Here is a 19,835-nt window from a genome sequence, read left to right on the forward strand (position 1 = left end):
CTGCCGTGCCGTTGCGTCAGTGCGATGACGGTGCAGGATCCGGGCCGAGGCGCCACGCCCAGCGGGGCGGCGTCCGGTGGTGGTGTCTTGGCGAGCAAATCGCGGCCGAGTCAAGGACGGGCGGGCCGACCCGTCCCCGTGCCGCGGGGGCCGGACGGAGGGCTGCCGCGACGGTCGAAAACCGATGGAAACCCTTGTGATCGCAAGAGGATGAGGAATATCTAAAAAATAGTCGGAGCACCATGGATTAAGTCGTCAGAGCTTGGTCGAACGGCCGGTTTCGACCATACGGCACCGGCTCGGCGGCTTGACGCAAGGGAGGGTGTGGCCAATTTCCATCGCTTCGGCGCGGATGTCCCGCGCCCAGCAGGGACCATGGCCTCGATGTCCGTCCGCGATCCGATCCTCCACAGCGTGCCGATCGCCGAGTTGCGGCCGACCCAGATGACGGTCGGCTACCGGGAGGTGGCGGCCAAGCGCAAGCGCTGGCGCGAGGTGGCGGACAAGGATCGCGAGGCGTTCCTCGGCTCGCACATGATCCCGGTCCTGCTCGGGCCGAAGAAGCGCCGCTACGTCATCGACCACCACCACCTCACCCGCGCGCTGCAGGAGGAGGGGGTCGAGAGCGTCTTCACCACCGTGGTGGCCGACCTGCACCACCTCGAGAAGGACGCGTTCTGGGTCGTGGCCGACCACCGGGCCTGGGTCCATCCCTACGATGCCCACGGCGTGCGCCGCGACGTCGGCGACATGCCCAAGCGCATCGAGGATCTCGGCGACGATCCCTTCCGCAGCCTCGCCGGCGAGCTGCGCCGGGCCGGGGGCTTTGCCAAGGACACGACGCCGTTCAGCGAGTTCCTGTGGGCCGACTTCCTGCGCCGCCATATCAAGCGCAAGGACGTGAAGGACGATTTCTCCGACGCCCTCGACGAGGCGATGGAGCTCGCCCGCTCCAAGGACGCGTCGTACCTGCCGGGCTGGAGCGGGCCGCACGAGGGGTAGGGCGCTCTCCCTGGGCACGGCGCCGCTGCCGGAACTCTCCGATCTTACGCGTTGACAAAACGGTAGGCTCGACCGAATTCTTCAGTATGTCGGTCGAATTCGCCTATCGATTTCTGGAAGAGAGTTCTCGGTCTGGTCTTCGCGACCTCGACGACGTCGTCTTACAGGTCGCCGTGATCGGCGACGACGGCGTCTCGATCCCAGCGGGTACGGAAGGGACGATCGTGTCGGTACAGAACGCGGGCGAGACCTACGTCGTGGAATTCGCAGAGCCGCCCGGGTCGCTGGCGACCGTGGAGCCGCACGAGATCCGGCGCGTCGAGATCACGACGCGGTGACGCCGCCGCAGGGCCCGGTCACATGGTTGATCGACGGGCCCAAGATATCGGCCTACCTGCTGAATGCCGATCACCCACGTGGGTCATCGAAGGCGAAGTACCTCATAGGGTTCGGCTTCGCCCCGGAGGCTCTCGGCGTCCTGGCCGCCGCGCTCGTGACCCACGCCCTGTCCAATGGACCGGGCGTGAGGATGGTGCCGCCGAAGGGTGCCCCACGGAGCGTGTTCGAGGGGACCGTCACTGCGCCGGACGGCCGTGAGGTACCCCTGCGTACCGTCTGGGAGCTGCGATCACCGGCCGAAATGCACTTCATCACCGCAGTACCGCTGACGCGGTAACGGCCCTCAGCGGAGCTGCGATCCGCCATAACGACTTCGCCTCCCATCAAGTTTATTTGCCGCACTCCCCCATCCGGCCTAGCCTCCCGGACGGCGCGCGACGCGCCGCAGACGGGGGGACGTTCGCGATGTTCGATTCGCTCCTGAAGAGCATCGGCGCCGAGCCGGTCGACAACGAGACCCACTTCTACCGCTTCGAGCCCAAGCCCGACATCACCGCCTACGAGCTCGCCCTGATCCTGCGGCGCTTCGGGGCGCTCACGGCCGGGGCGGCGCCCCTGCACGGGGTGATGCTGATGCCCTGGGAGACCCTGGAGGACGCCTACGCCCGGCATTTCGAGCCGGCGCCCCACGGCATGTTCCAGGGCTGACGAGGTCCAGGGCCGAAGGGCGCCGGCCGACGCCCCGGGGGCGTCCCGGCTTTCCCGGTCGCTGCGGCGAGGCGGCAACACTCGGTTTACCATTCCGTCCGATGGTCGCGACTGGTGAACGAGGGTCCTACGCAAGCCATGATGTCCCGCGCGGAACGCTCGCATCTGGGCGACTGGTGGTGGACGGTCGACCGGGCGCTGCTCGCCGGCCTCGGCGTTCTGATGACGGCCGGGCTGGTCTTCCTGATGGCCGGCGGTCCGCCCGTGGCCGAGCGCCTCGGCCTGCCGACCTTCCACTTCCTCAACCGGCAGGTGATGTACCTGCTGCCGACCATCGCCCTGATCCTGGCGGTGTCGTTCCTGTCCCTGCGCCACATCCGGCGCATGGCCTTGGTCACCTACGGCCTCGGCATCGTGCTGTGCATCGCGGCCACCAAGTACGGGCCGGAGATCAAGGGCGCGCATCGCTGGATCCAGTTCGGCTCGATCGGCGTCCAGCCCTCCGAGTTCGTGAAGCCCGCCTTCGTGATCCTGGCCGCCTGGGCCTTCGCGGAGGGCGCGCGCCGGCGCGACATGCCGGGCGGCACGCTCGCCGTCCTGCTCCTGCCGATGACCATCGTGCCGCTGATCCTGCAGCCGGATTTCGGCCAGACCATGCTGGTGACGATGGTGTGGTGCTCGATGGTGTTCGTCGCCGGGCTGCACTGGTTCTGGGTCGCGGGCCTCGGCGGCGCCGGCCTCCTCGGCGTGGCGGCGGCCTACGAGTTCCTGCCCCACGTCCGGGCCCGCATCCAGCGCTTCATGGACAAGGATTCGGGCGACAACTTCCAGACCTTCTGGTCGCAGGAATCCTTCAATTCGGGCGGCTGGTTCGGCACCGGCCCGGGCGAGGGCGTCGCCAAGCGCCACCTGCCCGACGCCCATACCGACTTCATCTTCTCGGTGGCGGGCGAGGAGTTCGGCGTCATCATCTGCATCGCCATCGTCCTGCTGTTCGCCTTCATCGTGATGCGCGGCCTGGTGCTCGCACGGCGCAGCGACGACATTTTCTGCCGGCTCGCCATCACGGGGCTCACCGCCCTGTTCGGCCTCCAGGCCTGCATCAACATGGCGGTGAACACCCGGCTGATGCCCGCCAAGGGCATGACCCTGCCGTTCATCTCCTATGGCGGCTCGTCGCTGATCTCGCTCGCCCTCGGAATGGGCTTCCTCGTCGCCCTCACCCGGCGCCGGCCGCGCACGACGCTCCTCAATCGCGACGAGGGCCAAGCGCACTAGGGCCAAGCGCACTAGGACCAGGCGCACTGATCCCGACCCCGCGACGTCCGCACCGATCCCCGCGGGGACGCCTCGAGGGGTGACCTCGCCGCCCCGCCGTGACACACGGGGGGCCACCCGACCCGACCGGAGACCGCATGTCCCTCCTCCGCTCCGCCCCGGCCGCCCGATGACGGTCGCCCAACCCCTCGTCCTGCTCGCGGCGGGCGGCACCGGCGGCCACCTGTTTCCGGCCGAGGCCCTGGCCTTGCGCCTGCGCGAGCGCGGCATCCGGGTCGCGCTCGCCACCGACAGCCGGGTCGCGGCCCTGTCGGGCGAGTTCCCGGCCTCGGAGATCGTGGCGGTGCCCTCCGCCACCCCGTCGAGCGGGCGCTCGCCGTTGCGCCGCCTCACCGCCTTTGCGACCCTCGGGCGCGGCTTCGCGGCGGCGCTCCGCGAGATCCGCCGCCTCAACCCCGCGGTCGTCGTCGGCTTCGGCGGCTACCCGACCGTGCCGCCGCTGCTGGCCGCCCAGATGCTGCGGGTGCCGACCCTGCTGCACGAGCAGAACGCCGTGATGGGCCGGGCCAACGGCTTCCTCGCCCGCGCCGCCACCGTCATCGCCACCGGCTTCCCCGAGGTGCGGGGCGTGCCCGCCAAGGCCACGGCGCGGCGCGTCCATACCGGCAACCCGGTGCGCCCGGCGGTGCTGGCGGCGAGCGAGATGCCCTACCCGGCGCTCGGCGCGGAGGCGCCGCTTCAGCTCCTCGCCTTCGGCGGCAGCCAGGGCGCCCGGGTGATGAGCGACGTGGTGCCGGACGCCGTGGTGCGGCTGCCGGCGCCCCTGCGCGCCCGCCTCACCGTGATCCAGCAGGCCCGCGCGGAGGATCTCGCCCGGGTCCAGGCGCTCTACGAGGCCGCGGGGCTCGCCGCCTTCACGGTGGCGCCGTTCTTCAAGGACCTGCCGGCCAAGATGGCGACCTCCCACCTCGTGGTGGCGCGCTCGGGCGCCTCCACGGTGGCGGAACTCGCGGTGATCGGCCGCCCGTCGATCCTGGTGCCGCTGCCCGGCGCCCTCGACCAGGACCAGGCGGCCAACGCCGCGGTGCTGGGGCGGATCGGCGCCGCCTTTCCCACACCACAAACGGACTTCACCCCTGAGCGGCTCGCCGCCGACCTCGGCGCGCTGCTCGGCGATCCGGCCCGGCTCGCCACGGCGGCCGCCGCCGCCAAGGGCGCCGGCCTGCCCGACGCCGCCGAGCGCCTCGCCGCCCTGGTGGTCGAGACCGCCCTCTCGGCCCGCTGACGGCCGTTCGAACAAGAAGACACGCGAAGGACTCCGACTTCCATGAAGCTGCCGAACAAGCTCGGACCCATCCACTTCATCGGCATCGGCGGCATCGGCATGTCCGGCATCGCCGAGGTGATGCACAATCTCGGCTACACGGTGCAGGGCTCGGACGCCTCCGACAACGCCAACGTGCGCCGGCTCTCCGAGCAGGGCATCCGCACCTTCGTGGGCCACCGGGCCGAGAACCTGGCCGATGCCGCCCTCGTGGTGGTCTCGACCGCGATCCGCCGCGACAACCCGGAGCTGGTCTCCGCCCGCGAGCGCCGCCTGCCGGTGGTGCGCCGGGCCGAGATGCTGGCCGAGCTGATGCGCTTCAAGTCCTGCGTGGCGGTGGCCGGCACCCACGGCAAGACCACCACCACCTCCCTCGTCGCCACCCTGCTCGATGCCGGCGGCCTCGATCCCACCGTCATCAACGGCGGCATCATCAACGCCTACGGCACCAACGCCCGCATGGGCGAGGGCGACTGGATGGTGGTGGAGGCCGACGAATCCGACGGCACCTTCCTGAAGCTGCCGGCCGACATCGCGATCGTCACCAACATCGATCCCGAGCACCTCGACCATTTCGGCTCGTTCGACGCGATCAAGGACGCCTTCCGGGCCTTCATCGACAACATCCCGTTCTACGGCTTTGCCGTGATGTGCATCGACCACCCGACGGTGCAGGACCTCGTCGGGCGCATCGAGGACCGGCGCATCGTCACCTACGGCGAGAACCCCCAGGCCGACGTGCGCCTGCTCGACGTCGACCTGAAGGGCGGCCAGAGCCGGTTCCGGGTCATGATCCGCGACCGCCGCCCCGGCTTCCGGATGGAGATGGAAGAGCTCGTCCTGCCGATGCCGGGCAAGCACAACGCGCTCAACGCCACCGCGGCGCTCGCGGTCGCGCACGAGCTCGGCGTGTCGCCCGACGCGATCCGCAAGGCGCTGGCGAATTTCGGCGGCGTCAAGCGGCGCTTCACCCGCACCGGCGAGTGGAACGGCGTCCAGATCTTCGACGATTACGGCCACCACCCGGTCGAGATCCGGGCGGTGCTCAAGGCCGCCCGCGCCTCGACCGACGGCGGCGTGATCGCGGTGGTGCAGCCCCACCGCTACTCGCGGCTGGCCTCGCTGTTCGACGATTTCTGCACCTGCTTCAACGATGCCGACACGGTGATCGTCGCCCCCGTCTACGCCGCCGGCGAGGCGCCGATCGAGGGCATCGACCGCGACACCCTGGTGGCGGGCCTCACCTCCCGCGGCCACCGCAACGCCATCGCGCTCGAGCGCACCGAGGACCTCGCCGGCATCGTCGGCGGGCTCGCGCGCCCGGGCGACTACGTGGTGTGCCTGGGCGCCGGCAACATCACGCAATGGGCCTACGCGCTGCCGGGCGAACTCGCCTCGACCGGCGAGAAGGCGGCGTGAGGCGTGGCGCTCACCCGACGTCCGGGACGAGATCCTCGATCTCGACCTGGAGCGCCCGGGCGAGCCGCCGGTAGATCTGGACGTCGCCGATGATCTCGCCGCGCTCGACCGCGTCGATCTGCTCCTCCTGCACGCCGGCTTGTCGGGCGAGTTCCGCCGCGTCCATGGCCCGCTTGCGGCGCCAGAAGGCGAGGGGGGTCGGTGCGGTCCGAAGCGCGTCGAGTTCGTCGCCGCTCAGGAGTTCCTCCTCGCCCGCCTCCAGGCGCGCGAGGGAGACAGCGAGACTGCGGGTATCCGCGGCCTCCTCCGCGAGGTCGCTGAGCCGCTCGAACTCGGCCTCCGGGAGAATCACGATCGCCTCGCCGGAGGGCGTCCTGGTGCGAACGATAGTCATGCCCTGGGCCCTATTCGTAGATGGAGCCGCGCGGCCCGACATCGTGCACAATGATCCGTGTCTCTTCGCTCGTGAAGACGGCGCGCCAATCCCCGACCCGCAGCCGGTAGCCCGGCACGCCCTTCATCGCCCGAATATTGTTGGCGAGCGAGCCCGGATCCCGGGCGACCTGATCGAGCTTGCCCCGGATCAGCGCCTCGGCATCCGCCGGCATCCGGGCGAGAGCGCGGGCCGCCTTTCGCGTGTAGACGACGGTTCTGGCCACGCCGACGGGCCTCCGATTGTCCTTGCGTCAACTCTAGATCGCTCCGCCCCTCAGCGTCGAGCCGGAACCGCACCATGACCTCCGCCGCCATTCTCGCCGCCCTGGCCCCCGCCGCCCTGCGCGGGCGCCTCCTGCCCGACCACCCCCTCGCCGACCTGACTTGGTTCCGGGTCGGGGGCCCGGCCGACGTGCTGTTCACGCCCGCCGACGAGGACGACCTCGCGGCGGCGCTCGCCGCCCTGCCGCCCGAGGTGCCCGTGACGGTGATCGGGCTCGGCTCGAACCTGATCGTGCGCGACGGCGGCGTGCCGGGGCTCGTCATCCGCCTCGGCGGCAAGGCCTTCGGGTCGATTGCGATCGAGGGCGAGACGATCCGGGCCGGCACGGCCGTGCCCGACATGAAGCTCGCCCGCGCGGCGGCGGAGGCCGGGCTCGACGGCCTCGCCTTCTACCGCGGCATCCCGGGCTCGATCGGCGGCGCGCTCAGGATGAATGCCGGGGCGCATGGCGGCGAGACCACCGACGTCCTGGTCGAGGCCCGGGCGGTCGACCGGAGCGGCACCCTGCACGTCCTGTCCCACGCCGAGATGGGCTTTGCCTATCGCCACTGCTCGGCCCCCGCCGACCTGATCTTCACTCAGGCGACCTATCGCGGAAAGCCCGGCGACCGGGCTGCGATCGAGGCCGAGATGGACCGGGTGACGGCGGCCCGGGAGGCGGCGCAGCCGATCCGCGAGCGCACCGGCGGCTCGACCTTCAAGAACCCGCCCGGGGCCAAGGCCTGGCAGCTCGTCGACGCCGCGGGGTGCCGCGGGCTGACCCGGGGCGGCGCCCAGGTCTCGGAGATGCATTGCAACTTCCTGATCAACCGCGGCGGCGCCACCGCGGCCGACATCGAGGGGCTGGGCGAGGAGGTGCGCGCCCGCGTCCGCGAGACCTCCGGGATCGACCTGCACTGGGAGATCAAGCGCATCGGCGTGCCCGCCCGCTGATTCGCGAATCGGTCCGCGGGTTAACCAACCGGGCGGGTCCGGCCGACGATCGACCCTGTGGCGGATGAGCCGCACCCGCGGCGGCGGGGCCTTCCCCACCGCCCACGATCCCGGCCCCGTCCGAGCCCGGACGGTGCCGCCGGCCCCGCATCGGCGGGCCGGCCGATCCGCCCGCAAGTGTTTGTAAGCGCATGATGATCCGGGGGCCGTGCGAGGCGCTGACAGGCCGGCCCGGGACCCCGCCGAGGGACGGATCGAGGCCCGCCGCCGGGGCTCGCCGCGCGGCCACACCGGGGGCCGGGAGGCACGCGATTCCCGTGCCCGGGCCGGAAATTTTACCGGATATTTACCAGCGAGTTCGAGAGTTGGCGTTAACGGCGCATCAAGCACTTGGACGCCGGGACGCCAGCCGCACCGACCCTTCACGCCACGACGACCACCGGGCTCTCCGCCCCGGTGAGCCCGTGGTCCCCGGGGCCGGACGACAGGCCCCGGACGATTCGAGACCGCTTCCCGCGCCGGAGATCGCAGCCCGTGCCGGGTCCAGTTTCGGTGAACTCGTCCAATGGATGGTGGAGGACGCTTCCCTGAGCCGCCGATCGCCGCCGGTTACGCCGGCGGGGATGCCGGCACGCCCGCTCCCCCTCCGGGGACGGCACCGGCCTGGGGCGGCCCTGCGCGCGAATCGCGCCTGGCCCGCTCCCTGCCGCGGTTCCTCCGCCCGCGCCGCTCGTCGGTGGCGGTGCCGATCGAGCGGCGGATGCCGCGCCACCTCGGGATGGGCCTGGCCTTCGGGTTCTTCGGCCTCGTCGCGGGAGCCGGCTTCGTGTCCGGCGGCGGCTACGCCGAGTTGGCGGCCCGCTCCGGCACGCCCCTCGACATGGCGGCCCGGGCGCTCGGCTTCGGCCTCGACAAGGTGACGATCTCGGGGCTGGTGCAGCTGCGCTCGGCCGAGATCCTGCAGGCCGCCGGCATCGACCAGCGCAATTCGCTGCCCTTCCTCAGCGTGGTCGACGTGCGCGACCGGCTGTCCACCGTACCGCTGATCGGCGCGGTCTCGGTGCGCAAGATCTACCCGCGCGAGCTCCTGATCACGCTCACCGAGCGCGAGCCGAGCGCCCTGTGGCAGCGCAACGGCGAGATCGCCGTGATCGCCGCCGACGGCACGGTGATCGACCAGATGCGCGACGGCCGCTTCTCCGACCTGCCCCTGGTGGTGGGCGAGGAGGCGAACCTGCGCACCAAGGAATACCTCGCGCTCCTCGAGGCCGCGGGCCCGCTCAAGGACCGGATCCGCGCCGGCACCCTGGTGTCCGGCCGGCGCTGGACCCTCAAGCTCGACGGCATCGACGTGCGCCTGCCCGAGACCGGCGCCCGCGAGGCGGTGGCCCGTCTCGTCAAGCTCGAGGCCGAGTCGAGCCTGCTCGAGAAGGACATCATCGCGGTCGACCTGCGGCTGCCCGACCGGGTGGTGGTGCGGCTGACCGAGGAGGGCGCGGCGGCGCGCCTGGAGGCCCAGAAGAAGTCCAAGAAACCGAAGGGAACCGAGACATGACCCGCGCGCGAGACGTGACGCCCGCCGGTCTTCCCCGCCCCTCCGTTCCCGTGTCCCAGCCCTCCGTGAGCGTCGCGTCATGAGTCTCCTCCAGCACGGTCTCACGCCGCGCTTAAAGCCGCTCTCGGCGCGCCGGAGCGCGACCCTGTCGGTGCTCGATATCGGCACCAGCAAGATCGTCTGCCTCGTCGCCGAGCTGCAGCCGGTCGAGACGCTGGCGACCCTGCGCGGCCGCACCCACCTCGCCCGCATCATCGGCATCGGCCACCAGCGCTCGCTCGGGCTCAAGGGCGGCGCCGTGGTCGACCTGGAGGCGGCCGAGACCTCGATCCGCCAGGCGGTCCACGCCGCCGAGCGCATGGCCCGGGTCGAGGTCCAGTCGGTCATCGTCAGCCTGTCGGGCGGTCGCCTCGGCTCGCAGCATTTCGACGCCAAGGTTCCGGTGCGCACCGGCGCCGTCACCGGCACGGACGTGCAGCGGGTGCTGGAGGCGGCGAGCACCCACAGCATCAGCCCGGGGCGCGCCGTGCTGCACGCCCTGCCGACCGGCTACTCCCTCGACCAGCAGAGCGCGGTGGTCGACCCGTCGGGCATGCTCGGCGAGCGGCTGGGCGTCGACCTCCACGTCGTCACCGCGGAGATCGCGGCGGCCCGCAACCTGATGCTGGCGGTGGAAAACACCCACCTGCGCGTCGAGGCGGTGATCGCGACACCCTACGCCTCGGGCCTCTCGGCGCTGGTCGACGACGAGGCCGAGATGGGCGTCGCCGTCGTCGACATGGGCGGCGGCACCACCAGCGTCGGCGTGTTCTCGGGCGGCCACCTCGTCCATTGCGACGCGCTGGCGGTCGGCGGGCACCACGTCACCATGGACATCGCCCGCGGGCTCTCGACCCGGGTGGCGGCGGCCGAGCGGCTCAAGACCCTGTACGGCGCCGCCATGGCGACGGCGTCCGACGAGCGCGACATGATCGCGGTCCACGGCGTCGACGAGGACGAGCGCGACCTGCCCCACCACATCCCGAAATCGCACCTCGTGCGGATCATCCGCCCGCGGGTCGAGGAGGTGCTGGAGCTGGTGCGCGACCGCCTGCGCAACGCGGGCTTCGCCGCCCAGGCCGGGCGCCGGGTGGTCCTGACGGGCGGCGCCAGCCAGCTCGTCGGCCTGCCGGAGGTCGCCCGCCGCATCCTGCAGGGGCAGGTCCGGATCGGCCGGCCGCTCGGCATCAAGGGATTGCCCGAGGCCGCCAAGGGCCCGGCCTTCTCGGCCGCCGTCGGGCTCCTGGTCTACCCCCAGGTCTCGCACGTCGAGCATTTCGAGCCGCGCGGCCAGTCCGGCCATGCGGGCCTCGGTTCCGATACGTACCTCTCCAAGGTCGGACGCTGGATCCGGGAGAGCTTCTAACGGGATCGCCTCCCGGCGCGGGCCCCGGAAACGGGCCGCGCCGGAGGGGCGGGACGGCAAACGGCGCCGCTCGAGGCGCCACCAGAAACGAAACGATCATCAGAGGCTCGCGCATCATGGCCATCTCCCTGCAAGCTCCGGACATCCGCGAACTGAAGCCCCGCATCACCGTGTTCGGCGTCGGCGGCGCCGGCGGCAACGCCGTCAACAACATGATCGAGTCGGGCCTGCTCGGCTGCGAGTTCGTGGTCGCCAACACCGACGCCCAGGCGCTGACCTCCTCGAAGGCCGAGCGCGTGATCCAGATGGGCATCGGGGTGACGCAAGGGCTCGGCGCCGGCTCGCAGCCCGAGGTCGGCCGCGCCGCCGCCGAGGAGGTGATCGACGAGATCCGCGATCAGCTCTCGGGCGCCCACATGTGCTTCATCACCGCCGGCATGGGCGGCGGCACCGGCACCGGCGCGGCCCCGGTCATCGCCCGCACCGCCCGCGACATGGGCATCCTGACCGTCGGCGTCGTCACCAAGCCGTTCCAGTTCGAGGGCGTGCGCCGCATGCGCACCGCCGAATCGGGCATCAACGAGCTGCAGCAGGCCGTCGACACCCTGATCGTGATCCCCAACCAGAACCTGTTCCGGGTCGCCAACGAGAAGACCACCTTCGCGGACGCCTTCGCGATGGCCGACCAGGTGCTCTATTCGGGCGTCGCCTGCATCACCGACCTGATGGTGAAGGAGGGTCTCATCAACCTCGACTTCGCCGACGTGCGGGCGATCATGCGCGGCATGGGCAAGGCGATGATGGGCACCGGCGAGGCGTCCGGCGAGAAGCGCGCCAACCGCGCCGCGGAAGCCGCGATCGCCAACCCGCTCCTCGACGACGTCTCGATGAAGGGCGCCCGCGGCCTCCTCATCTCGATCACCGGCGGCAACGACCTGACCCTGTACGAGCTCGACGAGGCCGCCACCCGCATCCGCGAGGAGGTCGATTCCGACGCCAACATCATCCTGGGCGCCACCTTCGACGAGAGCCTCGACGGCATCATCCGGGTCTCGGTGGTCGCCACCGGCATCGAGCCGGCCCTGATCAACGCCAACGCGATCGGCTCGCCGGAGATCGCCCAGACCGAGCAGCGCATCGCCGAGGTCGCCGAGCGCCTGCGGGCCGAGGCGCGGGCCCGGGCCGCCGCCCCGGCGGCGCCCGCCCCCTCCTTTCGTCCCGCCGAGGCCCCGGTAGCGCGGGCCCCGGCGCCGGAGCCGGTGGCGCATGCCCCGATGCACGCGCCGCTCCATGCGCCGATGCACGCCCAGGCCCCGGCTCCCGAGCCGGTGCGCATGGAGATGCCGGTCGCCCACCAGGCCGCCAGCCTGATGCGCGACGAGGTGCAGATCACCCCGGCCCAGCCGCGGAACCCGGTCTACGAGCCGGCCCCGGCCCCGGTCGCGGCGTCCGAGCCGCAGATGCCGATGGCCTCCGGCCCGTTCATCCCGCCGTCCCCGGCGGTGGTGCGCGCCCCCCGGATGCCGCGGGTCCAGGACCTGCCGATGCCGGCCCAGAACCAGATCCGCGCCAGCCGCGGCGAGGAGCCGGTCCAGCAGGTGAGCCCCGACGCCAAGCGCACCTCGCTGCTGCGCCGCCTCGCCACCGTCGGCTTCGGCGGCCGGCGCGAGGACGAGGCCGGCCAGCCGGCCCAGGCCCCCGCGCCGCAGGCTCACGCGGCCCCGCAGCCGGCGCCCCGGCCGATGCCCCAAGTTCCGGTGCATCAGGCTCCGGTGCATCAGGCTCCGGTCCAGCACGCCCCGGCCGCGCCGCGCCAGCCGGCGCCCCAATACGCCCCGCAGGCCGGCTACCCGGCCCAGCCCCAGGGCTACCGTCCGGCGCAGGGCAACCTCGACGCGCAGGGCCGCACGGTGCCGGCCGGCACCCGCATGATGGACGACGATCAGCTCGAGATCCCGGCCTTCCTGCGCCGCCAGGCGAACTGACCGCGGGAGCCTCGGGGAGCATCCCGCCCGGGGGTATCGCCGGCAGGCGGTGCCCCAAGGGCGCCCCGGGTGCCCCGATCCGGCCACGCGAGGCCCGCAGTGCCGCCCAAATGACACACCCCGAGGCCCCCCGGCCTCGGGGTCATCGCGTTTTTTAAACTCTTGAAGAGTAAGGGCTTTTCGAGTCCGATGCGGGTCCCCGGAGTTGTTACAGAGCGTAAGAATCCGTGATTTGGCCGTGCTTCGGAGCGCGACTATAGGTTTTCTACGCACAAGGGCGAAGGCCAGGCGACTGCCGGCACCGACACCCACAGGGGCTTCAAGCAACGGACGGATCGCCTCGAAACGTGGCCTGGGCAACAGGACATGATGGTGAGTCGCGGCCGAGGGCTGAGGTAATGAGAACAAGTCAGCAGACGACCCTACGCTCCGCCGCGAGCCTCTCCGGCATCGGCGTCCACTCCGGTAACCCCGTCTCGATCACCCTTCATCCCGCGGAGGCGCATCACGGCATCGCCTTCCTGCGCACCGGCCTCCCCGACGACCGCGACCGCCTGATCCAGGCCCACCACGCCCAGGTCAGCGCCACCGAACTCTGCACCGTCATCGGCAGCCGCGAGACCGGCGCCGTCGCCACCATCGAGCACCTGATGTCCGCCCTCTACGGGCTCGGCATCGACAATTGCCTCGTCGAGATCGACGGGCCCGAGATGCCGATCCTCGACGGCAGCGCCGGCCCCTTCGTGGCGGCGATCGAGGCGGCCGGAACCACCTCCTGCGGCACGCCCCGCCGCTTCATCAAGGTGCTGAAGACCGTCCGGACCGAGAAGGGCCGCGCCTATTCGGAGCTGCGCCCGTTCGAGCGCGGCTTCCACCTCGACGTCGAGATCGATTTCGAGAGCCCGGTCATCGGCCGCAGCCGCAAGGCGCTGACCCTCACCCCCGCCGCCTACCGCCGCGAGATCGCCCGCGCCCGCACCTTCGGGATGATGCGCGACGTCGAGCGCTACTGGAAGGCCGGCTTCGCGCTGGGCGCCTCGCTGGAGAACACCGTCGCGGTCGGCGACGGCGGCGTGGTCAACCCCGAGGGCCTGCGCTACCCGGACGAGTTCGTCCGCCACAAGATCCTCGACGCGGTCGGCGACCTGGCGCTGGCCGGCCTGCCGATCCTCGGCGCCTACCAGTCCTTCTGCGGCGGCCACGGCCTCAACGTCGCGGTGCTGACCGCCCTCTTCGCCGATCGGTCGAACTACGCCATCGTCGAGGGCAGCCCCGCCCGCCGCGAGCCCGTCTTCGCCGAGTTCGGCGTCGGCCTCGGCGCCGCCGTCTACGCGCCGGAACTCTGAGAGCGCGACCGTTGCGGCCGGGCCACATCCGGCGGCTTTCGGCACGGAATGCCGGTCTTTCGCAGATCTCGCGCCTCTCCGCGCCGTCTTGGCGCCCTATTCGCCCCACAGGGTTAAAGAAGTCCCCGACCGATGGCCGCTTGCTTCCGCGCTGTGGCCCTCACGGGCTTGGCGCGCCGCGCCGGCCTGGGCTAAGGGGCTCGTGGATCAGCGGCACGACAAGCCGCCTGCTTGGGGAAGAACCCGAATGCCGTTCGCCCACCCGCTTCGCGCCGCGAAGGTGACCGTCCTGCGGACCGCGCTGCTCGCGGCATGCGGCCTGGGACTTGCCGGCTGCGACGCGATCGATTCGATCAATCCGTTCGCCAACGAGAAGTACAAGACCGAGGTCGTCCCCGACGTCCCGGCCGACAAGATCTACAGCCAGGGCCTCGCCAAGCTGGAGGATCGCGACTACGAGGGCGCCACGAAGAAGTTCGAGGACCTCGACAAGCAATACGCCTATTCCGACTGGTCGCGGAAGGCCGTGCTGATGACCGCCTACTCGAACTACGAGGGCGGCCGCTACGAGGACGCGATCACCGCCTCGAAGCGCTACCTGCAGCGCCATCCGGGCTCGAAGGACGCGGCCTACGCCCAGTACCTGCTGGCGATGTCGCACTACAAGCAGATCCCGGACGTGACCCGCGACCAGGACCGCTCCGAGAAGGCCCTCGTGGCGCTGACCGAGCTGGTGCAGAAGTACCCGACCTCGGAATACGCCGCCGACGCCAAGGCCAAGATCCAGATCACCCGCGACCAGCTCGCCGGCAAGGAGATGGAGATCGGCCGCTACTACCTTGAGCGGCGCAACTTCCCGGCCGCGATCAACCGCTTTCGCGACGTCGTGAGCAAGTACCAGACCACCCGCCACGTCGAGGAGGCGCTGGAGCGCCTGGCCGAGGCCTACATGGCGCTCGGCATCACCGGCGAGGCGCAGACCGCCGCGGCGGTGCTCGGCCACAACTTCCCCGATTCGCCCTGGTACAAGGACGCCTACAACCTGCTCCAGAGCGGTGGCCTGCAGCCGCGCGAGGAGAAAGCCTCCTGGATCAGCAAGGCGTTCCGCGGCGTGATCGGGATGGACACCCGCACCGCCGAGGCGCAGTAAGAGCCTCGCGGCGTCCCGTCGGACATGCGGCCGTGGCGCGCACTCGCGCCGCGGCCCGTTCGGCTGTAGATACCCGCCCGTCCCTCCTCGTCCCTTCCTCCTCCACGTCCCGGCAAGGGTGGCATGCTGGTTCAGCTCGCGATCCGCGACATCGTCCTGATCGATAAGCTCGAGCTGAACTTTCGCGAAGGCCTGAGCGTCCTGACCGGGGAGACCGGCGCCGGCAAGTCGATCCTCCTCGATGCCTTCACGCTGGCGCTCGGCGGCCGCGGCGACGGGCGCTTGGTGCGCCAGGGCGAGGCGCAGGGCCAGGTGACGGCGGTGTTCGACGTCGCTCCCGACCATCCGGCCCGGACCATCGCGGCCGCCTCCGACATCGATACCGAGGGCGACCTGATCCTGCGCCGCATCCAGGTCGCGGACGGGCGCACCCGCGCTTTCGTCAACGACCAGCCGGTCGGCGTGCAGGTGCTGCGCGCCATCGGGGCGGCGCTCGTCGAGATCCACGGCCAGCACGACGACCGGGCCCTGTCGGATTCCACCACCCACCGGGCGATCCTCGACGCCTTCGGGGGCCTCGGCACCCGCCAGGCCGCGGTGGCGGAGGCCGCGCGCCGGGTGCGCCAGGCCCGTACGGCGCTCGCCGAGCACCGCGCCCGGGTCGAGGCCGCCCGCAAGGAGGTCGATTTCCTGCGCCACGCCGTCGAGGAGCTCGCCGCCCTCGATCCGAAGCCCGGCGAGGAGACCGAGCTCGCCGAGCGCCGCACCCTGATGCAGCAGGGCGAGAAGGTCGCCCGCGAGCTCAACGAGGCCCTCGACGCCGTCGCCGGCCAGGGCTCGCCGACCGCCCATCTCTCGGCGGCGCTACGCAAGCTCGAGCGCCGCGCCGCCCAGGCGCCGGGGCTCGTCGAGCCGAGCATCAACGCCCTCGACAACGCGCTCGTCGCTCTCGACGAGGCCCGCACCAGCCTGGAGGACGCGCTCCAGGCGGCGGAGTTCGACCCGCGCGAGCTGGAGCGGGTCGAGGAGCGGCTGTTCGGCCTGCGGGCGGCCGCCCGCAAGTACAACGTCGCGGTCGACGACCTCGCGGCGCTCCGCGGGCGCTACGAAGGCGACGTCGCGGTGATCGATGCCGGCGAGGAGGCGCTCGGCCGGCTCGAGGCGACGCTGGCCACCGCCGACGCGGCCTATCTCGAGAAGGCCGAGGCGCTGAGCAAGGGCCGGCGCAAGGCGGCCTCCGCCCTCGACAAGGCGGTGCAGGCCGAATTGCCGCCGCTGAAGCTGGAGCGCGCCCGCTTCATCACCGAGATCGCCACCGATCCGGAGGCCCGCGATCCCGCCGGCCTCGACCGGGTCGAGTTCTGGGCCCAGACCAACCCGGGCACCCGTCCCGGCCCAATGATGAAGGTGGCGTCGGGCGGCGAGCTGTCGCGGTTCATGCTCGCCCTCAAGGTGGTGCTGGCCGACAAGGGCTCGGCCCCGACCCTGATCTTCGACGAGATCGATACCGGCGTCGGCGGCGCGGTGGCCGACGCGATCGGCGCCCGCCTCGCCCGGCTCTCGGCGCGGGTCCAGACCGTCGCGGTCACCCACGCGCCGCAGGTCGCGGCCCGGGCCTCGACGCATTTCCTGATCGCCAAGGAGGCGGTGAAGGGCTCCGACCGGGTCGCCACGCGGGTGAAGCCGCTCGCGGCGATGCCGCGCCAGGAGGAGATCGCCCGGATGCTCGCCGGCGCCACGGTCACCGAGGAAGCCCGGGCCGCCGCCGCCCGCCTGCTGCAGGCCGCCGAGGCCTGACCCGAGCGGCGAAGCCGTCAAGCCTGCCGCGACGGCGGATCTTGCTGTATGGTCAAGCTCAGGCGACGATTCGCCATGGTGGCGATCTGGCAGCGCTGCCGCGATCGGCATGGTGAACAAAGATAAAATTTTAACGAATTCTTTACCATGTCGGCCGAGAGTCCTTCGTCTCGGCGCGGGTCAGCCTTCCCTCGGATCCGCGCGACGGCACGGGGCCAGTGGTCCGATGAATCAGGAAGTGAGTGCGTCCCGGGATTGCGTCGAGGAGACGGGCCTGCCGGCGCTCGGCGCCGAGGCGCAACGGCGGCTCGGTCGGACGCTGCGCTCGCTCTACGAGCGGACCGTGGACCGACAGCCGATCCCGCTCGATCAGGTCGACCTGCTGCTGCGGCTGCGGCACCGCGAGCGCGAGTTGCAGCGGCTTCGCTGACCGCCCGCTGCGAAGCGGGCGCACGTTGATGAGGGAAGACGGCGGGACGAGGGCCCGCCGTGTTCGCGAGAGGGGAGGGCGCGTCTCAGCGCCGCCGACGGTCGCGCACGCGAACCGGTACGAGAGCCGGGGCCTGCGCCCGGGCACCGGCCGCCGCCAGAGCCCCCGCGAGGCCGAGCGCCGCGAGAATGCCGGTGATCACCATAGGCGAGGCCGTGAGGAGACCCGCCAGCAGGGCGAGCAGCACGAAGCCGGCACGCAGGGCATTGGAACGGATCATCATCAAGCCTCCATCCAGACGCCGGTGAGAACGTATGGCGCGAAACCCGAGTTCCGCGCCGCCCCCGCCGACCACGCCATCCCAATGTGGGGTGTCCGAGGCGATTGCGCCACCTGCGACAGATCGGAACCTATAGTCAGGCTTGCCGTTATCTTGCCATGATCGGCCGTCGGCCGAGAGATCTGACAAGAGGGGTCACGCCATGCTGGGTTGGGCTGTCACTTTCCTCGTCGTGGCCCTGGTGGCCGCGCTGTTCGGCTTCGGCGGCATCGCCGGCACGGCGGTCGAGGCTGCCAAGCTTATCTTCTTCGTCGCCGTCGTCCTGTTCGCCATCTCGGCCGTGGTCGGCCTGATGCGCGGGCGCTCGCCGACGCTCTGACCGGCGGGATACCGCCGGGTCGGCATCGAGACCTGAACGTTGCAACACCCACGCCGTCCCTCCCCGCGAGGGGCGGCGCGCTTGTATCGGGCGCATGCGAAGGGCGCTTCGCGTCGAGCGACCCTGCACGGATCACTCGTCGGTCGTCTCGGGCGGCGGCGCGGCGGCGCCTCGTTCCAGATTGGCGAGGAGATCGAGGAAGCGGTCGGGAATCGGCTGCTGCATCATCTCGTCGTACATGGCACGCAAATGCGAGCCGATGCGCCCCTGGACGCCGCGATCGAGCGTGGGTTCGCCGGACCCGGCGACGGGATCGTCCCCGTTCTCCGGGGACTGATGGGACGATCGCGGACCCCCTGATCCCGGGTCCTGCATCCCCTTGCCATCGTTCATACCATTCCCCTTCGCCCGTCCTGGACACGCGGACAGAGCGATGCCATGGCGCCCGGTATGCCGGGTCGCGCGCTTGCGGCGACAACGCGTTCCCGGGGAATCAGTTCCGCGCCGCATCGGAACGAATGCGGCGGCGCGGCGTTGAAGGGCACGAGGTCCGACGAACCCAACGATAAGACCCGAGCGGAACGAGAAGACCAAGGGGATCTGAATGTCGACAGCACAACTCGTGGTGCAGCACCTGCCTTACCTGCGTCGCTACGCGCGCGCCCTCACGGGCAGCCAGGTGGCCGGCGATGCCTACGTGGCCGCGACGCTCGAGACGCTCGTGAACGAGCCCGAGACCCTCGGGCGCAGCACCAACGTCAAGGCCGACCTGTTCCGCGTCTTCACCCGGATCTGGAACTCGCTGTCGGTCAACGGCCAGACCGAGCAGACCCAGCACGATCTGCCGGCCGAGGTGCGGCTGGGCCAGATCACCCCGCTGCCGCGGCAGGCCTTCCTGCTCTCCTGCCTCGAAGGCTTCTCCGAGGAGGACGCCGCGACCATCCTGGGCGTCGACGTCTCGGAGGTCCGCGATCTCGTCGACGAGGCCGGCCGCGAACTCGCCGCCGACATGGCGACCGAGATCCTCATCATCGAGGACGAGCCGCTGATCGCCATGGACCTCGAGGCCCTGGTGGAAGGTCTCGGCCACAACGTCACCGGCGTCGCCCGCACCCGCACCGAGGCGGTCAAGCTCGCCTCGACCAAGCGCCCCGGCCTGATCCTCGCCGACATCCAGCTCGCCGACGGCTCCTCGGGCCTCGATGCGGTGAACGACCTCCTGAAGTCGTTCGAGGTGCCGGTGATCTTCATCACCGCCTATCCCGAGCGCTTCCTCACCGGCGAGCGGCCGGAGCCGGCCTTCCTCATCGCCAAGCCGTTCCAGCCTGCCAACGTCTCGGCGGTGATCAGCCAGGCGCTTTTCTTCCAGCAGAGCGCCCGCCGCCGCGAGGCCCGCGCGAGCGCCTGACGGCCCGGCGTGCCGCTCCCCGCGGCGCGCGTCTCGACACATCGCAGTCCCGGACCCGCCGTGAGGCGGGGGCCGGGACTTCGTCGTTTCAGGGGGGCGTCGCGACGGTGAATGACAGGCGGGGCGGCGTCCCGCGCGATGCCCCGCATCCCGCCTTCACCAAGGGGGGGCGCTTGGGGCGGACAGACTGAACGGGCCCTCCGGCTGGTGACGGCCGAACTCGACCCTCGGCCATGAGAAACGGCAGGGTCGGGGGGGGGCGAATGCCCCGAGACGACCCCGATCCGATGCCGGACCGTCATCGGCGCGCCGCAGCCAGCCTGTATCCGGTCGCTGCGGCGGCGCGTCGCGGTTAACGGTCAGCTAACGGTCTCGCAGC

The 19,835-nt window shown here is 71.2% G+C and carries 21 protein-coding genes and 1 pseudogene; 18 read left to right on the top strand and 4 right to left on the bottom strand.

Features of this window, described 5'->3' with window-relative positions:
* The first annotated feature begins 384 nt into the window (after positions 1-384).
* From miv_RS18880 to murC, 7 genes are all read left to right on the top strand, one after another.
* The gene (locus miv_RS18880) at positions 385-1,002 is read left to right on the top strand and encodes a ParB-like protein (RefSeq protein WP_048429104.1); all 618 of its coding nucleotides are present in this window, start codon (positions 385-387) and stop codon (positions 1,000-1,002) included.
* 86 nt (positions 1,003-1,088) lie between these two features.
* Positions 1,089-1,340, top strand: coding sequence for a DUF4926 domain-containing protein (locus tag miv_RS18885; RefSeq protein WP_207178228.1), 252 nt, complete (start codon positions 1,089-1,091; stop codon positions 1,338-1,340).
* Positions 1,337-1,678 (top strand): DUF6883 domain-containing protein, encoded by a 342-nt coding sequence (locus miv_RS33915; protein ID WP_425312925.1) that lies wholly within the window; start codon positions 1,337-1,339, stop codon positions 1,676-1,678. Before miv_RS18885 ends, miv_RS33915 begins: the two co-directional genes overlap by 4 nt.
* A 128-nt stretch (positions 1,679-1,806) precedes the next feature.
* Positions 1,807-2,049, top strand: a complete 243-nt coding sequence (locus tag miv_RS18890; protein WP_207178230.1) for a hypothetical protein — start codon at positions 1,807-1,809, stop codon at positions 2,047-2,049.
* Between the two features lie 138 nt (positions 2,050-2,187).
* Positions 2,188-3,327 (top strand): FtsW/RodA/SpoVE family cell cycle protein, encoded by a 1,140-nt coding sequence (locus miv_RS18895; protein ID WP_048429079.1) that lies wholly within the window; start codon positions 2,188-2,190, stop codon positions 3,325-3,327.
* A gap of 169 nt (positions 3,328-3,496) precedes the next feature.
* On the top strand, positions 3,497-4,612 hold the full coding sequence (gene murG, locus miv_RS18900) for an undecaprenyldiphospho-muramoylpentapeptide beta-N-acetylglucosaminyltransferase (RefSeq protein ID WP_048429080.1): 1,116 nt from the start codon (positions 3,497-3,499) through the stop codon (positions 4,610-4,612).
* Between the two features lie 42 nt (positions 4,613-4,654).
* Complete coding sequence (murC, locus tag miv_RS18905; RefSeq protein WP_048429081.1) at positions 4,655-6,070, top strand: UDP-N-acetylmuramate--L-alanine ligase; 1,416 nt, start codon at positions 4,655-4,657, stop codon at positions 6,068-6,070.
* Positions 6,071-6,080: 10 nt separating this feature from the next.
* Here the strand turns inward: murC and miv_RS18910 are convergent, their stop codons facing one another.
* Both miv_RS18910 and miv_RS18915 read right to left on the bottom strand, forming a co-directional pair.
* Positions 6,081-6,464 (bottom strand): helix-turn-helix transcriptional regulator, encoded by a 384-nt coding sequence (locus tag miv_RS18910; RefSeq protein WP_207178232.1) that lies wholly within the window; start codon positions 6,462-6,464, stop codon positions 6,081-6,083.
* A 10-nt stretch (positions 6,465-6,474) separates the two neighbouring features.
* Positions 6,475-6,729 (bottom strand): type II toxin-antitoxin system RelE family toxin, encoded by a 255-nt coding sequence (locus miv_RS18915; protein ID WP_244748590.1) that lies wholly within the window; start codon positions 6,727-6,729, stop codon positions 6,475-6,477.
* Between the two features lie 74 nt (positions 6,730-6,803).
* On the opposite strand from miv_RS18915, the gene murB reads away from it, so the two are divergent.
* The 9 genes and pseudogenes from murB (at position 6,804) to miv_RS18955 (ending at position 17,389) form a co-directional block, all read left to right on the top strand.
* The gene (murB, locus tag miv_RS18920; protein WP_207178234.1) at positions 6,804-7,721 is read left to right on the top strand and encodes a UDP-N-acetylmuramate dehydrogenase; all 918 of its coding nucleotides are present in this window, start codon (positions 6,804-6,806) and stop codon (positions 7,719-7,721) included.
* A 341-nt stretch (positions 7,722-8,062) separates the two neighbouring features.
* Positions 8,063-8,159: pseudogene (locus miv_RS33920) on the top strand (D-alanine--D-alanine ligase); the annotation flags it as partial.
* A gap of 127 nt (positions 8,160-8,286) precedes the next feature.
* The gene (locus miv_RS18925) at positions 8,287-9,276 is read left to right on the top strand and encodes a cell division protein FtsQ/DivIB (protein ID WP_058619849.1); all 990 of its coding nucleotides are present in this window, start codon (positions 8,287-8,289) and stop codon (positions 9,274-9,276) included.
* 79 nt (positions 9,277-9,355) lie between these two features.
* Positions 9,356-10,681 (top strand): cell division protein FtsA, encoded by a 1,326-nt coding sequence (gene ftsA, locus miv_RS18930; RefSeq protein ID WP_048429084.1) that lies wholly within the window; start codon positions 9,356-9,358, stop codon positions 10,679-10,681.
* 116 nt (positions 10,682-10,797) lie between these two features.
* Positions 10,798-12,666, top strand: coding sequence for a cell division protein FtsZ (ftsZ, locus tag miv_RS18935; RefSeq protein WP_048429085.1), 1,869 nt, complete (start codon positions 10,798-10,800; stop codon positions 12,664-12,666).
* A 398-nt stretch (positions 12,667-13,064) separates the two neighbouring features.
* The gene (gene lpxC, locus miv_RS18940; protein ID WP_048429086.1) at positions 13,065-14,012 is read left to right on the top strand and encodes a UDP-3-O-acyl-N-acetylglucosamine deacetylase; all 948 of its coding nucleotides are present in this window, start codon (positions 13,065-13,067) and stop codon (positions 14,010-14,012) included.
* A gap of 247 nt (positions 14,013-14,259) precedes the next feature.
* Positions 14,260-15,162: an outer membrane protein assembly factor BamD gene (locus tag miv_RS18945; RefSeq protein ID WP_048429087.1), complete on the top strand. Its 903-nt coding sequence runs from the start codon at positions 14,260-14,262 to the stop codon at positions 15,160-15,162.
* A 123-nt stretch (positions 15,163-15,285) separates the two neighbouring features.
* Positions 15,286-16,959 (top strand): DNA repair protein RecN, encoded by a 1,674-nt coding sequence (gene recN, locus miv_RS18950; protein ID WP_048429088.1) that lies wholly within the window; start codon positions 15,286-15,288, stop codon positions 16,957-16,959.
* A 226-nt stretch (positions 16,960-17,185) separates the two neighbouring features.
* A complete protein-coding gene (locus miv_RS18955) occupies positions 17,186-17,389 on the top strand; it encodes a hypothetical protein (protein WP_048429089.1) in 204 nt (67 codons plus the stop codon).
* Between the two features lie 85 nt (positions 17,390-17,474).
* Here miv_RS18955 and miv_RS18960 read toward each other — a convergent pair whose 3' ends face one another.
* The gene (locus tag miv_RS18960) at positions 17,475-17,669 is read right to left on the bottom strand and encodes a hypothetical protein (protein WP_141657945.1); all 195 of its coding nucleotides are present in this window, start codon (positions 17,667-17,669) and stop codon (positions 17,475-17,477) included.
* Positions 17,670-17,871: 202 nt separating this feature from the next.
* On the opposite strand from miv_RS18960, the gene miv_RS18965 reads away from it, so the two are divergent.
* A complete protein-coding gene (locus miv_RS18965; protein WP_048429091.1) occupies positions 17,872-18,048 on the top strand; it encodes a DUF1328 domain-containing protein in 177 nt (58 codons plus the stop codon).
* A gap of 132 nt (positions 18,049-18,180) precedes the next feature.
* Here the strand turns inward: miv_RS18965 and miv_RS18970 are convergent, their stop codons facing one another.
* The gene (locus miv_RS18970; protein ID WP_122982719.1) at positions 18,181-18,423 is read right to left on the bottom strand and encodes a NepR family anti-sigma factor; all 243 of its coding nucleotides are present in this window, start codon (positions 18,421-18,423) and stop codon (positions 18,181-18,183) included.
* 229 nt (positions 18,424-18,652) lie between these two features.
* Between miv_RS18970 and miv_RS18975 the strand changes: the two genes are divergently transcribed.
* A complete protein-coding gene (locus miv_RS18975) occupies positions 18,653-19,456 on the top strand; it encodes a response regulator (protein WP_048429093.1) in 804 nt (267 codons plus the stop codon).
* Positions 19,457-19,835: the final 379 nt, after the last annotated feature.

This window comes from Methylobacterium indicum (genome assembly GCF_017347565.1).
In the GTDB taxonomy this organism is placed as follows: domain Bacteria; phylum Pseudomonadota; class Alphaproteobacteria; order Rhizobiales; family Beijerinckiaceae; genus Methylobacterium; species Methylobacterium indicum.